Below are 13,618 nucleotides of genomic sequence, written 5' to 3' on the forward strand. Positions count from 1 at the left end.
GAAGCTTATTTCTCCAACAAGGGTGGTACCGCGGGCAGTTAAACCTCTCGTCCCTTATTTAATGAAGGGAATGAGAGGTTTTTTAAGTTAATGCAGAGGAGGGATAGGGAGATGCTGACTCAGGCACCTAAAGGCACGAAGGATGTCTTGCCCGACGAGTCATATAAATGGCACTATGTTGAAGGGATGATACGGGAGGTTACCCGTCTGTTTGGCTATAAAGAGGTGCGTACCCCCACTTTTGAGCATACCGAGCTGTTTGAACGGGGGGTGGGTGACACCACCGACGTGGTTCAGAAGGAGATGTATACCTTTATCGATAAGGGTGGAAGAAGCATTACCCTAAAGCCGGAAGGGACGGCAGGAGCGGTACGTGCTTACATAGAAGGTAGGCTTTATGCGCAGCCACAGCCGGTCAAGATGTATTATATAACTCCCGTCTTTCGTTATGAGAAGCCTCAGGCAGGGCGGTTGAGGGAGCACCACCAGTTCGGTGTGGAGGTGTTCGGTGCTCCGGATGCGTCGGTGGATGCCGAGGTCATAAGCCTGGCAGCGGCTTTGTTTGAAAGGCTCAACATAAAAAACCTGGAACTTAATATAAACAGCATTGGCTGTCCCGGTTGCCGGCCCAGATATCATGAGGCGCTCAAGGAGTACCTCTCGGGACAGCTGGACCAGCTGTGTCCAAATTGCAGGCAGCGCTTCGATCGAAACCCGCTGAGGGTGCTTGACTGCAAGGAGGAAAAGTGCAGGCAGGTGGTAGCGTCCGTTCCGGTAATACTCGATTTTCTATGCGATGAGTGCAGGACGCACTTTGATAGCCTTAAGCGCTATCTTGATGCCGCAGGCATATCCTATAAGGTCAATCCCATGATTGTAAGAGGGCTGGATTACTACACCAAAACGGTGTTTGAGTTTATTTCCCAGGACATAGGGGCGCAGGGAACGGTGTGCGGTGGAGGCCGTTATGACGGGTTGGTGGGGTTGTGCGGCGGCCCTGAAACGCCCGGCGCCGGCTTTGGCATGGGGATTGAGAGGTTGCTCATGGTCATGGAAAATCAAGGGATTGAAATACCACAGCCGCTAAATCTGGATGTGATGTTCATTACCATTGGGGATGAGGCGCGTTTTAAGGCCTTTAAGCTGGTTAAGGATTTGCGCTTGAGGGGAATTTCGGCTGATATGGACCACGTGGGCAGGAGCATAAAAGCCCAGTTTAAATATGCAGACAAGCTGAAGGTACCCAGGGTATGTGTAATCGGCGAGGATGAGCTCAGGCAGGGGAACGTCAAGGTGAGGGATATGGTATCTGGGCAAGAGGAGACGGTGCCAATGGATGAGGTTATCCTGTACTTTGAGCGTTTGAGGAAGCTCGGTTAAGCGATAGATAAGATGGCTTGCCGTGATGTTTGTATTGTTTGGTTTTTCGCTGCTGTGTCACAGCGTGGTTCCCGAGCGGGATGACTGGAGCAAACATGGGCTATGGACTTCCCTTGCGCATTTCTTCTTTGCACTATGTAGGTGGTGAAGCACATGGTGTGGGCGGAGTCTGGTGTAGCAAAGGCGAGCTTTTCTTTGCGCTATGTAGGCGGTGGAGGGGTGCGAGAATGGGCGCTTAACGTTCATGTTAATGTGACAGATGTACAAGGCACAAGAAGGTTTAACTGCCAGCACCTTCAAATGCACCAGATATGGGTCGATGATAATGTACTGGATATGCGCTAATTATGTGGCTAGATTGGGTATATACTGGACGGGACATGCGGCTATCTGTTGTAACATGTGGTTGGCTTGTAATGAGATGATAAGTCACACTGTTGATAGATGGTGATGTCAAACGATATAGATTTCAACCAAGTAACTCACAAAATATAAAGAAAAAGGAGGTAACAACGGTTGAAAATAACAATACAAAATGATATAATTTTAATTGGGTGATTATCGATGTTGTTGAGTATACAAAAAGTTAAAGAAACATACAACATTAGCAGAAGTACATTAATAAATTGGGAAAAGGAAGGGTTAATAACTCCAATTAGGACACCAAAAGGGAGAAGAAGATATAAAAAAGAAGGGGAAAGACATGATAACAATACAGGCTAAACTTACTTTCCCAAGCAAGGAAGATGAGCAAATAGTGCTGGATTTAATGAGAAGATGGTCATCCTGCATGAGATATGCATATAACAGGCTTTTAGAAGGCTCGAACAGAAACACACTAAAAAGAGAACTACAGGGGGTTTTTAATTTAAATTCGAGGTATGTAGATGATGCGATAATGAAGGCAAAGAGCGTTTTAGAGTCTTGCAGAGAAAGGGACGAAAACCCCAGCAAGGTTATTTTTGGTGGCAGGAGTTTGTTTGAGAGGCTCAAGAAACGGCACATAAACGGTAAGGCATACGAGAGGTTAAGACAAGAGTGGCAAGAGAGAAGAAAAGGCAACCTCTACTCAAGAGGTGACAGGAGCAAGAAAGGGAATCTCAACACAAGGATTGAGATATATGAGTATTACAGGTTATAGAGGTTAATCCCGCATATACATCAGTGATAGGGCTTTTAAAATATACGCCGCAGTATATGATAAGCAAGGACGTAGCGGCGGCGTATGTGATAGCGAGGAGAGGGCTTGGACTAAAATAGCAGATTCCCGAAGGGTATATGGCAATTGTAGAGCATTTAGATGCTGGGGAATTAGAGGGATTGAAAGAGCATGTAAAGAAAACGGTTAAGAATAAACGGTTGAGGAAGAAACGTTTGAGAGAAATAGACAGGGTTAAAAAGTGGATACAAAGCCTTGGGAGTGAGCCAGGGGAGGAATCAAGACCTCTGTATGGAACAAGTCTTGGTGCCTGTAGCGGAAGCTACAGACTCTGGCGAGTTCTCAAGGTAGCGGTGGTAACGCCACTCTCTCCTGAGAGGGTATTAAGAGATGTCTCTGTCCTGAGGGGGGTATTATTCTCAGGGCAAGTGGGGAGACCCGGATAAGGGCGTGAGTTCCTGCTTCTTGGGGCAGGGGCTATGGTTGTCCCAAATACCGCCAGCTGGGGGTGGGACAACTTGAAAGGCGGTAAGAAATACCCCAGCCGTCTAAACTTGTGCAGTTTTGTACAGTTTAGATGACCAGGAATGCGGTATGGTCGAGTTAATGGGAAACTGGAAGAGAACCCATATGTGCGGCGTTTTGAACCTGGCACACATAGGACAAGAGGTGACCCTTATGGGATGGGTTCACAGGCGCCGTGACCTGGGAGGCTTGATTTTTATCGATTTGAGGGATCGCAGCGGCATAGTACAGGTGGTATTTAACAAGGAGCGGTGCGGCGAAGAAGTATTCCAAAAAGCCGAGGCGGTGCGCTCGGAGTACGTCCTGGCCGTGAAGGGAGCGGTGGTAAAGCGCGATCCCGATACCGTCAATCCCAAGATTCCCACGGGCGAGATTGAAGTGGTGGCAAGCCAGCTCAAGATTTTATCGGTTTCGAACACGCCGCCGTTTAGCCTTGAGGATGACATAAACGTGTCCGAGTCGGTGAGGTTGAAATACCGGTACCTGGATTTGAGGCGGGCTGAGATGCAGAGGAACATAATTCTGCGCCACAGAATAACCAAGTGGGTGCGGGATTTTCTGGATTCCAAAGGTTTTTACGAGATAGAGACGCCAATGCTCACACGGAGCACGCCCGAGGGCGCCAGAGATTATTTGGTGCCCAGCAGGTTGCATCCTGGGAAGTTTTATGCGCTGCCACAATCGCCTCAGCTCTTCAAACAGCTACTCATGCTGTCGGGGTTTGATAGGTATTTCCAGATCGCCAGGTGTTTTAGGGACGAGGACCTGAGGGCCGACAGGCAGCCAGAGTTTACGCAGATAGACATCGAGATGTCGTTTGTGGATGTAGATGATGTCATAGCTTTAAATGAGGAGATGCTGGCCGACATATTCAAAAAGGCTCTGGGGATTGAGCTCTCGTTGCCGTTGCCGCGCCTCACTTACAAGGAAGCCATGGAAAGGTACGGGACAGATAAGCCCGACACCCGATTTGGCCTTGAGCTCAAGGACGTAACTGACCTGGTAAGGGACTGCGAGTTCAAGGTGTTTTCGGGCGCTGTCGCGTCTGGCGGCAGCGTAAGGGCCATAAACGCCAAGGGCTGTGCCGTCAAATTTTCAAGGCGCGAAATAGATTCCCTTGTGGATTTTGTCAAAAACTACGGAGCAAAAGGGTTGGCATGGATTGCCGTTGAGCATGACGGCTTGAAGTCGCCCATCACCAAGTTTTTCACCGAACAGCAGCTGAGCAGCATATTGCAGCGCCTGGAAGCCGAGCCTGGTGACCTGCTGCTTTTTGTGGCCGACAAGGACGATGTGGTGTTCCAGGCACTTGGGCAGCTGCGCCTGGAGCTGGGTCGTCGCTTGAACCTGATGGACAAATCGAAATACAACCTGGTATGGGTTACCGAATTCCCGTTACTGGAATATGATGAAGAGGAAAAGCGCTTTGTGGCCAAGCACCATCCGTTTACCGCCCCTATGGATGAGGATATACAATACCTGGATACCGACCCTGCCAGGGTGCGATCCAAGGCCTATGACATAGTGCTGAACGGCGTCGAAATCGGCGGAGGAAGCATAAGAATTCATACAACCGAGATGCAGGAGAAGATGCTGAATGTCCTTGGCTTTTCAAAGGAAAAGGCCTGGCAGAGGTTTGGATTTTTACTTGAAGCCTTCAAGTATGGCGCGCCGCCTCATGGAGGGATTGCGTATGGCCTGGACCGCTTGGTGATGATGCTGGCCGACAGGGATACCATACGGGACGTCATAGCCTTTCCAAAGATGCAGAACGCGTCAGACCCTCTGACCGATGCTCCATCGGAAGTGGAGCCCAAACAACTGAAAGAGGTTCATATCCGTGTGGATGCGTGAATTTAAAAATTGTGGTTTAATATCGCGATAAATGGTTAAATATAATGATAACGCGGGTGATGATATGCTCCACGCTTTTATAAGGACGCAGTGGCTGATCGGCGAGCAGGCGCTTAAGAAACTCAATAGCAGCGCCGTGGCCGTATTCGGCATCGGAGGGGTGGGCAGCTTTGCCACCGAGGCTCTGGCAAGATGTGGGGTGGGCACGCTGATCCTGGTCGACCATGACAGGGTGTGCCCCTCCAACATCAATCGACAGATTCATGCCGACGTCACAACCATTGGGCGGCCCAAGGTTGAAGTGATGAAGGAAAGGCTCCTTAAAATAAATCCCGCTTTGAACGTCATATGCCGCGCAGCATTCTACGGGCCCGACACGGCGGATGAACTGCTTGATATAGGCTGTGACTACGTGATCGATGCCATAGATACCATAGGCTCCAAAATTGACCTGGTGGTAAGATGTAAGCAAAAGGGTATACCCATCATTTCCAGCATGGGAACCGGGAACAAGATGGATCCCACCGCCTTTAGGGTGGGAGATATATATCAGACCTCGGTGGACCCCATTGCTAAAATCATGCGGCGTGAGCTCAAAAAGCGGGGCATAGACAGCCTGAAGGTGGTGTATTCCACCGAGCCACCCATAAAACCGCGGTATACTTCTGCCGCTTTTGACGGTAGAGGTGACTCAAACAATGAGAGCCGAGCAGAAGGCGTTATCGCTCAGGCGGGCGGGCGCAAGCACCCGCCAGGTAGCATATCATTTGTTCCGCCGGTGGTGGGCTTCATCATAGCGAGTGAAGTGGTAAAGGACCTCATCGATTGGCCACATGGCGTTAGATAACCTCATTCATATGAGGCTGATTATCAGGGGGTTGGCTGCAGAACTCTTTACAAGCGGGGATGATCGTTGATGACAGAAGTGGGAGAAGTGATTCAAACGAAAGGCGATATGGCGGTGGTGCGCATCCAGCGAAGCTCGGCATGCCGACGCTGTGGGGCCTGTGGCCTGGGTGCCGGGCCCAATGACATGCTGCTTACCCTGCCCAATAGCCTGAATGCTAAGCCAGGTGACCTGGTTGAGCTGAGCTTGGAATCGGGCCAGCTACTCAAAGCATCAGCCATAACCTACTTGATTCCTTTGGTTGCATTGATTATGGGGGTCATAGTGGGGTATGCACTGGGCGGGTATATGGCAATTGACCGGCAGCTGGCAGGAGCGGTGCTGGGGTTTGCCTTCACCGCGGTGGCCTTTGTGGTTATACGCGCTTTGGACCCCGTCTTTAGAAGGAGCAATCATTTTACGCCGCGTATGGTCTCAATACTAAATAATAAAAACATAGGCGATGGAAATAATTAAAAAAGAGAAGGGAGAGTTGGATATGGCAAGTCAAAACGTTATTACATTGACCGCTGATAATTTCGATAAAGAGGTACTGCAATCGGATGTACCTGTCTTGGTAGATTTCTGGGCTGCTTGGTGTGGTCCGTGCAGGATGATTGCACCTATCATTGACCAGCTGGCTGATGAATACGCTGGCAGGCTAAAGGTGGGCAAGGTGAATGTCGATGAAGAGGCCCAGCTGGCCCAGAGATATGGGATCATGAGTATACCAACGCTGTACTTCTTCAAAAACGGAGAGGCTGTAAGCCAGCTGGTGGGGGTAAGGCCAAAAGCCGAGCTTGAAAGGGTAATACAGACTGTTCTATAAAAAGATCGGAAGAAATCCGATCTTTTTTTGTGAAAAAACTTGTCAATTTTGAAAGTTGTAATTATAATGGATATAAAATTCGAGCGGCTTTCAAGTTAAAAAGTATTTCATTAAAGGAAGGAGTCTTGCCTATGGTAGATTTGAGGGAGATATACAACGCTGATCCAGAGGTAGCAGAGGCCATAGAAAAAGAGCTCAAAAGGCAACAGGACCACATAGAGCTCATCGCTTCAGAAAACTTCGTTAGCCTGCCTGTGATGGCAGCCATGGGTACCCATCTTACCAACAAGTATGCGGAAGGGTATCCGGGTCGTCGTTATTATGGCGGTTGTGAGTTCGTCGATGTGGTGGAAAACATCGCGATTGAAAGGGCGAAAAAGCTCTTTGGTGCCGAACACGCCAACGTTCAGCCGCACTCCGGAGCCCAGGCCAACATGGCGGTATATTTTGCAGTGCTGGAACCGGGGGATACCATCATGGGTATGAACCTTGCCCACGGCGGGCACTTAACCCACGGTAGCCCCGTAAACATTTCGGGTAAATATTTCAAGATCGTTCCTTACGGCGTTGATGCCAATACCGGCTATATAGACTACGACGAGGTCCGGCGTTTGGCCCGGGAATTCAAGCCAAAGCTGATTGTTGCGGGTGCCAGCGCATATCCACGGGTGATTGATTTTGAGAGGTTCCGCGAGATCGCAGATGAGGTCGGGGCTTATCTGATGGTGGATATGGCCCATATCGCAGGCTTAGTGGCGGCTGGGCTGCATCCAAGTCCGGTACCTTATGCCGACTTTGTGACCACCACCACCCACAAGACGTTGAGAGGGCCCAGGGGGGGTATGATACTCTGCAAGGGAAAATATGCAAAAATCATTGATAAGGCCATTTTTCCGGGGACCCAGGGAGGGCCGCTGATGCACGTGATAGCGGCCAAGGCCATATGCTTTGGAGAAGCTTTAAAGCCCGAGTTTAAGGAGTACCAGAAGCAGATCATAAAGAATGCGCAGGCTTTGGCCAGTGGTCTTATAGAAGAAGGGTTTAATCTCGTCTCGGGCGGTACAGATAATCACCTGATGCTTGTGGACCTGCGCAATCGCGGTATAACGGGTAAGGATGCCGAAAAGGCTCTGGATAAGGTGAGGATAACGGTCAACAAGAACACCATTCCAAACGATCCTGAAAGCCCGTTTGTGACCAGCGGTATACGGTTGGGTACACCGGCTGTGACCACCAGAGGCATGAAAGAGGAAGACATGCGCCAGATTTCACGGGCGATTTCCCTGGCTCTGCCGGATTTTGAGAAAAACAGGGAGCAGGTTCTGGAGATAGTCGATGACCTGTGCAAACGCTATCCGCTATACAGCCAGGGCATTTTGAAATAAACTTCTAGCTTATCGGGGCAAAAAAGATGGTCTTGTAAAAGATCATCTTTTTTGTTCTGTGCATATTTGATTTGGGCAGTTGAGCATTGTGTGCAATGGTTGACAAACTGGTCTGCCGGGGATGGTGTAAACGGCTGGTTGTCCAGTTTTCCCGGTTTTACATCGCAGGTTCCACTTTTCGGATGACTAAGTTAACCCATATGTTGAAGTCCTCCGTGAATTTGCCACCTCCACAGGAGGTTGGTGATTAATAATAAAAATAAAAAAGGGATTGAGGGAAATGGATAAGAACATGCCTTTGGCAGCTAGGATGCGTCCTAACTCTCTGGAGGAATTCGTTGGACAACAGCATATAATAGGTAAGGGCAAGCTGCTTTACAGGGCCATAAAGAGCGATCGGCTTACTTCGGCCATATTCTATGGGCCTCCAGGCACCGGAAAAACCACCCTTGCGTACATAATTTCCAAGGAGACCAAGTATCCATTCAAGAAGTTGAATGCCGTAACCGCAGGGGTAAAGGAGATCCGCGAGATAGCCGATGAAGCGAGAAACTATCTGCTAAATCCAAAAGGTCGGGTTATACTGTTTTTTGACGAGATCCATCGTTTGAACAAGGCGCAGCAGGACGTACTGCTCCCCTTTGTGGAGGACGGCACCATCATCCTCATAGGTGCCACCACCGAAAACCCTTACTTTGAGGTGAACAAGGCGCTGCTGTCCCGCTCCACCATATTCAAATTTGAGCCCCTGTCCCCACAGGAGATACGAACCATTATCGACAGGTGCCTGAAGGATAAGGAAAGAGGTCTGGGCGAGTATCCCATCGTTATCACCGAAGAAGCCATCGACCACATAGTGCGGTTGAGCGATGGCGATGCCCGGGTGGCCATGAACGCCCTCGAGCTTGCCGCTTTGACCACTCCGCCCCGTGAGGATGGAAAAATATACATTGACCTGGAAGTTGCGCAGGAATGTATACAACAGAAGGCTATAAAGTATGATAAAGATGGGGACAATCATTATGACGTGGTGAGTGCTTTTATAAAGAGCATGCGGAACTACATGGAGCCCGATGCCGTGCTGCACTGGCTTGCCAGGCTGGTGGAGTCGGGGGAGAAGCCCGAGTTCATTGCGCGGCGCATCATAATCGCAGCGGCTGAGGACGTGGGGCTGGCAAACCCGACTGCTCTGCAGGTGGCGGTGGCAGCGGCTCAAGCAGTGGAGCGCGTGGGATGGCCTGAAGGCAGAATAATACTGGCAATGGCAGCTTTGTATGTGGCCTGCTCGCCCAAGTCAAATTCAGCCTATATGGGTATAGAAAAGGCGCTGGAGGACGTCCGTACCAAAAACGTTGGGAGCGTCCCGCTTAACCTGAGGGATGCTAGCTATCCGGGAGCAAAGGAGCTGGGGCACGGCAAGGGGTACAAGTACTCCCATGACTATCCCAATGCCCGGGCCAAGCAGCAGTACCTGCCGCCCGAACTGGAAGGCGTTAGGTATTATTTCCCCAAAGATTCTGGGTGGGAGGCAAGTATCAAGAAAATACTGGAAAAGCTCAGATAAAAATTTTTTGGAGCCAATCTTGACAAAAATACTAAGATATGCTATCCTGTGTCCAGAATAAAACCGAGTAATTTACTTGGTTTTAAGGAGTGGTGTAATGTGAAGCTTTCAACAAGGGGGCGATATGGGGTAAAGGCCATGTTTGACTTGGCACTCAACTTTTCGGGCGAGCCTGTTTCGCTAAAGAGCATCGCTGAGCGCCAAGGGCTTTCGGAGGCTTATCTGGAACAGCTGATGGCAGGCCTGCGCAAGGCTGGCCTGGTAAAGAGCGTGCGCGGTGCACAGGGAGGGTATATGCTGAGTACTTCCCTTGATAAGATAACTGTTGGAGAGATAATAAGGAGCCTGGAGGGCTCGATGGCTCCCGTCGATTGCGTGATAGAGAACGAGGAGACTGACTGCGAAAAAGCCGAGTACTGCGTTACCCGCCTGGTTTGGGGAAGGATCAGGGACAGCATAAATCAGGTGGTGGATTCCATAACCCTGCAGGATATGATAGACGATTACAAGCGGCTCCATCAGCGTAAGGCGGAAAAGGAAGGTTGAAAAACGGAGATTGGAATAGATGGTGTTACCATTGCATAAAGTTACTGTGCAGCCACAAGGTGCTAAAAGATATTATTTGAGGCTAGGAGTGCAGGAGTGAATAGGTAACTGCTTAAACTTTAGCTTTAGGAAGCAAGTAAACTAAAAGTTTTATGCTTAACCAATTATTATAATAGTAGTAATCAAGATTATGTATGGTAGGGCTTAGTGTTATTAGAAATAGAAATTACAGTTAATGTATGCAAAAACAGGAAATACAAATGTTAACATATTAGCGAAAGGAAGTGCTTTAGCATGCAAAAAAGAGTGTACATGGACCATGCTGCTACAACATACACCAAGCAGGAAGTGCTTGACGAGATGCTACCTTATTTTAAGGAGATATATGGCAATCCTTCGAGCGTTCACGGCTTTGGTAGGGAAGCCAGGAAGGCTGTGGACCTTGCAAGGGAAAGGACGGCCGCTGCCCTCAATGCTTCACCTGAGGAGATATATTTTACCAGTGGGGGTACAGAGGCCGATAACTGGGCTATCAAGGGCGTGGCGTGGGCCAACAAAGAGCGAGGAAATCACATAATCACTACGTCAATTGAACACCATGCCGTGCTTCACACCTGCCAGTACTTGGAGAAGATGGGCTTTGAGGTGACTTATCTGCCTGTTGACAGTTATGGCCTGGTCTATCCCGAACAGGTGAAGGAGGCCATTACCGATAAAACCATACTTATAAGCGTGATGTTTGCAAATAACGAGATAGGTACCATTGAGCCCATCAGGGAGATCGGCCAGATAGCCAGAGAGCGGGGCATATACTTCCATACCGATGCGGTACAAGCGGTGGGCCATATACCGGTTGACGTAAAGGAGATGAACATAGACCTTTTGTCTCTGTCGGCTCATAAGTTTTATGGTCCAAAGGGTGTAGGGGCGCTCTATATCAGAAAAGGCGTAAAGCTCCATCCGTTTATTCACGGCGGGGCTCAGGAGCGCAACAGGAGGGCAGGCACCGAGAATCTGGCCGGCATCGTGGGATTGGGCAAGGCGATAGAGCTGGCCGTTGCCAATTTGGAAGAGAGCAGTAAAAGGCTCGCGGCCATGCGAGATAGGCTGATATCCGGCGTGCTCAACACCATAGAAAACGTACGCCTTAACGGCCATCCCACCAAGCGTTTGCCGGGCAACGCCAACTTCAGCTTTGAATTCATTGAAGGGGAATCTCTGCTGCTCAGCCTTGATATGAAGGGCATTGCGGCATCCAGCGGTTCGGCCTGTACATCGGGTTCACTTGACCCTTCCCATGTGCTGCTGGCCATAGGGTTGCCGCACGAGATTGCCCATGGCTCCCTTAGGCTGACGCTGGGTGACGACAATACAGATGAGGATATAGACTATGTGCTGGAGGTATTACCTGATATTGTACAGAGGCTGAGGGAGATGTCTCCACTATTTGCACAGAATAAAGGGGGTAAGCGTTATGTATAGTGAAAAGGTAATGGATCATTTCATGAATCCCAGAAACGTGGGAGAAATAGAAGACGCTGATGGTGTTGGTGAGGTAGGCAACGCCAAGTGTGGCGATATCATGAAGATATTCTTGAAGATAAGGGATAATAGAATAGTGGATGTGAAGTTTAAGACCTTTGGCTGCGGTGCCGCCATTGCCAGCAGCAGCATGGCCACCGAGCTCATAAAGGGCAAGACTATTGATGAGGCTCTGGAGCTGACCAATAAAGCCGTGGCTGAGGCACTTGATGGTCTGCCGCCCATAAAGATGCACTGTTCGGTACTGGCCGAGCAGGCCATAAAGGCGGCTATTGAGGATTACAGAAGAAGGCAGCAGGAGAAGCAGGTGAATTCATGAATAAGAACCGCGTAGTGGTGGGGATGAGCGGCGGAGTGGACAGCTCTGTAGCCGCTTATCTCCTAAAACAGCAGGGCTATGAGGTTATAGGGGTGACCATGCAGATATGGCCCAGCGATGACCCGGAGATGGTTGAAAGGGAAGGCGGGTGCTGCTCGCTTTCTGCCGTTGAAGACGCACGTCGAGTGGCCAATCAGCTGGGCATCCCCTTTTATGTAATGAACTTCCAGCAGGTGTTTGACCAAGAGGTCATATGCTATTTTGTGGATGAATACTTGAAGGGCCGCACGCCAAATCCCTGTATTATGTGCAACCGACGCATCAAGTTTGAAGAGCTGCTCAGGCGGGCCATGGCTCTTGATGCCTATTACGTTGCCACCGGGCATTACGCGCGCATAGAGTACGACGAGGAGCGGGGCCGTTATCTGCTTAAGAAGTCGGTCACCCAGGCAAAGGATCAGACCTATGCCCTGTACACCATGACCCAGTACCAGCTTGAGCACACCCTAATGCCTGTTGGAAATTATACTAAGGAACAGGTAAGGCAGATAGCGCGGGAGCTGGGCTTAAGGACGGCCAATAAGCCTGACAGCCAGGAGATATGCTTCGTAAAGGACAACGATTACGCCCGCTTTGTGAGGGAGAGGGCTTCAAAGCCCATTCCACCGGGATATTTTGTGGACACCCAGGGAAATATATTGGGCAGGCACAAGGGTATAATACATTATACCATTGGGCAGAGGCGAGGTTTGGGCATAGCCCTGGGTGAGCCCATGTATGTGGTGGCCATACACCCGGAAACCAATACGGTGGTCCTGGGCCGGCACCATGAGGTTTTCTCCAAGGCCATGTTAGTTGAGGATGTAAACCTGATCTCGGTACCCGGCATTGATGAGCCGATCAGGGCTAACGTCAAGATTAGATACACGGCAAAGGAGGCACCGGCCACTCTGTATCCGCAGGAGGATGGTAAACTGAAGGTGGTGTTTGATGAACCCCAGAGGGCCATAACTCCCGGCCAGGCCGCCGTGTTCTATCAGGATGACATAGTGGTCGGAGGAGGAACCATAGCCCAGGCTTTAAAATGAGTGGTGGATCTTGGACATAAAAATAACCAGTAAATTATAAAATAGGCCATCCAGACAGTTGGATGGCCTATTTTATAATTTGTTTTAATAAATTCCTAGGTTCCTCATCTGTGGCGAAGAGAGAGAGGAGTTTTTGGTGGCTTGTCTTACTCAGACTTAAAAGAATCATAGTTATTATATGTATAGCAAATAAACGCCTTAGTCTTAAAAGTTGAGCACTTAGAAGTTTTACAAATAATAGTGAAGAAAAAGAAAACAGGGGATTGTTTTTTCGGATGATAATTATGCAAGATTGAAATTATCTTTTAAATTTCCCTTTTGTGTGCTTAAATTAAAACAGAATTGTAATTAATGCTGCCTAAAAAGTTAAGTCCATATAATTGTGTAAAAAGGGGTTGAGCCACCCCCACCCCTCTGGTTAGAATTAAAAATGTAAAAACCAAAACCTAACTGGAGGGATGAGAAATGGCTCAATACAATATTACCATTGATTCTGAAATTTTGCACTATCTTTTTTTAAAAGGAGCTAAAGATGAAGGTA

The 13,618-nt window shown here is 49.2% G+C and carries 12 protein-coding genes, 2 pseudogenes and 1 other annotated feature (1 of these 15 running past the window's edge); all 14 genes and pseudogenes read left to right on the plus strand.

The window, feature by feature from the left end; genetic code table 11:
• Positions 1–58: a binding site (T-box leader), on the plus strand (it extends 180 nt beyond the left edge of the window).
• A gap of 53 nt (positions 59–111) precedes the next feature.
• The 14 genes and pseudogenes from hisS (at position 112) to mnmA (ending at position 13,077) form a co-directional block, all read left to right on the plus strand.
• Complete coding sequence (hisS, locus tag BM241_RS06085; protein WP_092282291.1) at positions 112–1,380, plus strand: histidine--tRNA ligase; 1,269 nt, start codon at positions 112–114, stop codon at positions 1,378–1,380.
• Positions 1,381–1,533: 153 nt separating this feature from the next.
• On the plus strand, positions 1,534–1,725 hold the full coding sequence (locus BM241_RS06090; protein ID WP_092282292.1) for a hypothetical protein: 192 nt from the start codon (positions 1,534–1,536) through the stop codon (positions 1,723–1,725).
• A 219-nt stretch (positions 1,726–1,944) separates the two neighbouring features.
• Positions 1,945–2,073 (plus strand): annotated as a pseudogene (locus tag BM241_RS06095) (MerR family DNA-binding transcriptional regulator); the annotation flags it as partial.
• 10 nt (positions 2,074–2,083) lie between these two features.
• Positions 2,084–2,985 (plus strand): annotated as a pseudogene (locus BM241_RS13115) (hypothetical protein).
• A 148-nt stretch (positions 2,986–3,133) separates the two neighbouring features.
• The gene (gene aspS / locus BM241_RS06105) at positions 3,134–4,918 is read left to right on the plus strand and encodes an aspartate--tRNA ligase (protein WP_092282293.1); all 1,785 of its coding nucleotides are present in this window, start codon (positions 3,134–3,136) and stop codon (positions 4,916–4,918) included.
• Positions 4,919–4,982: 64 nt separating this feature from the next.
• A complete protein-coding gene (locus BM241_RS06110) occupies positions 4,983–5,765 on the plus strand; it encodes a tRNA threonylcarbamoyladenosine dehydratase (RefSeq protein ID WP_092282294.1) in 783 nt (260 codons plus the stop codon).
• 69 nt (positions 5,766–5,834) lie between these two features.
• Positions 5,835–6,281 carry a SoxR reducing system RseC family protein gene (locus BM241_RS06115; protein WP_092282295.1) on the plus strand — a complete coding sequence of 149 codons (447 nt, stop codon included), beginning with the start codon at positions 5,835–5,837 and terminating at the stop codon, positions 6,279–6,281.
• Between the two features lie 22 nt (positions 6,282–6,303).
• Positions 6,304–6,633, plus strand: coding sequence for a thioredoxin (gene trxA, locus BM241_RS06120; protein WP_025747667.1), 330 nt, complete (start codon positions 6,304–6,306; stop codon positions 6,631–6,633).
• Positions 6,634–6,764: 131 nt separating this feature from the next.
• The gene (locus tag BM241_RS06125) at positions 6,765–8,018 is read left to right on the plus strand and encodes a serine hydroxymethyltransferase (RefSeq protein WP_092282296.1); all 1,254 of its coding nucleotides are present in this window, start codon (positions 6,765–6,767) and stop codon (positions 8,016–8,018) included.
• A gap of 280 nt (positions 8,019–8,298) precedes the next feature.
• Complete coding sequence (locus tag BM241_RS06130; protein ID WP_035146887.1) at positions 8,299–9,582, plus strand: replication-associated recombination protein A; 1,284 nt, start codon at positions 8,299–8,301, stop codon at positions 9,580–9,582.
• Positions 9,583–9,681: 99 nt separating this feature from the next.
• On the plus strand, positions 9,682–10,128 hold the full coding sequence (locus tag BM241_RS06135) for an RrF2 family transcriptional regulator (protein WP_092282297.1): 447 nt from the start codon (positions 9,682–9,684) through the stop codon (positions 10,126–10,128).
• A gap of 294 nt (positions 10,129–10,422) precedes the next feature.
• The gene (gene nifS, locus BM241_RS06140) at positions 10,423–11,610 is read left to right on the plus strand and encodes a cysteine desulfurase NifS (protein ID WP_025747663.1); all 1,188 of its coding nucleotides are present in this window, start codon (positions 10,423–10,425) and stop codon (positions 11,608–11,610) included.
• Positions 11,603–11,989 carry a Fe-S cluster assembly scaffold protein NifU gene (gene nifU, locus BM241_RS06145; protein WP_025747662.1) on the plus strand — a complete coding sequence of 129 codons (387 nt, stop codon included), beginning with the start codon at positions 11,603–11,605 and terminating at the stop codon, positions 11,987–11,989. The genes nifS and nifU overlap by 8 nt, the downstream gene beginning before the upstream one ends.
• On the plus strand, positions 11,986–13,077 hold the full coding sequence (mnmA, locus tag BM241_RS06150) for a tRNA 2-thiouridine(34) synthase MnmA (protein WP_092282298.1): 1,092 nt from the start codon (positions 11,986–11,988) through the stop codon (positions 13,075–13,077). The genes nifU and mnmA overlap by 4 nt, the downstream gene beginning before the upstream one ends.
• The last annotated feature ends 541 nt before the right edge of the window (positions 13,078–13,618 follow it).

Origin of the sequence: Caldicoprobacter faecalis (assembly GCF_900115765.1) — a bacterium.
Classification (GTDB): domain Bacteria; phylum Bacillota; class Clostridia; order Caldicoprobacterales; family Caldicoprobacteraceae; genus Caldicoprobacter; species Caldicoprobacter oshimai.

What these genes read in the sequence shown, in the direction of transcription:
- hisS (WP_092282291.1), top strand. Translation starts at nt 112, where the DNA reads ATGCTGACTCAGGCACCTAAAGGCACGAAGGATGTCTTGCCCGACGAG.
- BM241_RS06090 (WP_092282292.1), top strand. Translation starts at nt 1,534, where the DNA reads ATGGTGTGGGCGGAGTCTGGTGTAGCAAAGGCGAGCTTTTCTTTGCGC.
- aspS (WP_092282293.1), top strand. Translation starts at nt 3,134, where the DNA reads ATGGTCGAGTTAATGGGAAACTGGAAGAGAACCCATATGTGCGGCGTT.
- BM241_RS06110 (WP_092282294.1), top strand. Translation starts at nt 4,983, where the DNA reads ATGCTCCACGCTTTTATAAGGACGCAGTGGCTGATCGGCGAGCAGGCG.
- BM241_RS06115 (WP_092282295.1), top strand. Translation starts at nt 5,835, where the DNA reads ATGACAGAAGTGGGAGAAGTGATTCAAACGAAAGGCGATATGGCGGTG.
- trxA (WP_025747667.1), top strand. Translation starts at nt 6,304, where the DNA reads ATGGCAAGTCAAAACGTTATTACATTGACCGCTGATAATTTCGATAAA.
- BM241_RS06125 (WP_092282296.1), top strand. Translation starts at nt 6,765, where the DNA reads ATGGTAGATTTGAGGGAGATATACAACGCTGATCCAGAGGTAGCAGAG.
- BM241_RS06130 (WP_035146887.1), top strand. Translation starts at nt 8,299, where the DNA reads ATGGATAAGAACATGCCTTTGGCAGCTAGGATGCGTCCTAACTCTCTG.
- nifS (WP_025747663.1), top strand. Translation starts at nt 10,423, where the DNA reads ATGCAAAAAAGAGTGTACATGGACCATGCTGCTACAACATACACCAAG.
- nifU (WP_025747662.1), top strand. Translation starts at nt 11,603, where the DNA reads ATGTATAGTGAAAAGGTAATGGATCATTTCATGAATCCCAGAAACGTG.
- mnmA (WP_092282298.1), top strand. Translation starts at nt 11,986, where the DNA reads ATGAATAAGAACCGCGTAGTGGTGGGGATGAGCGGCGGAGTGGACAGC.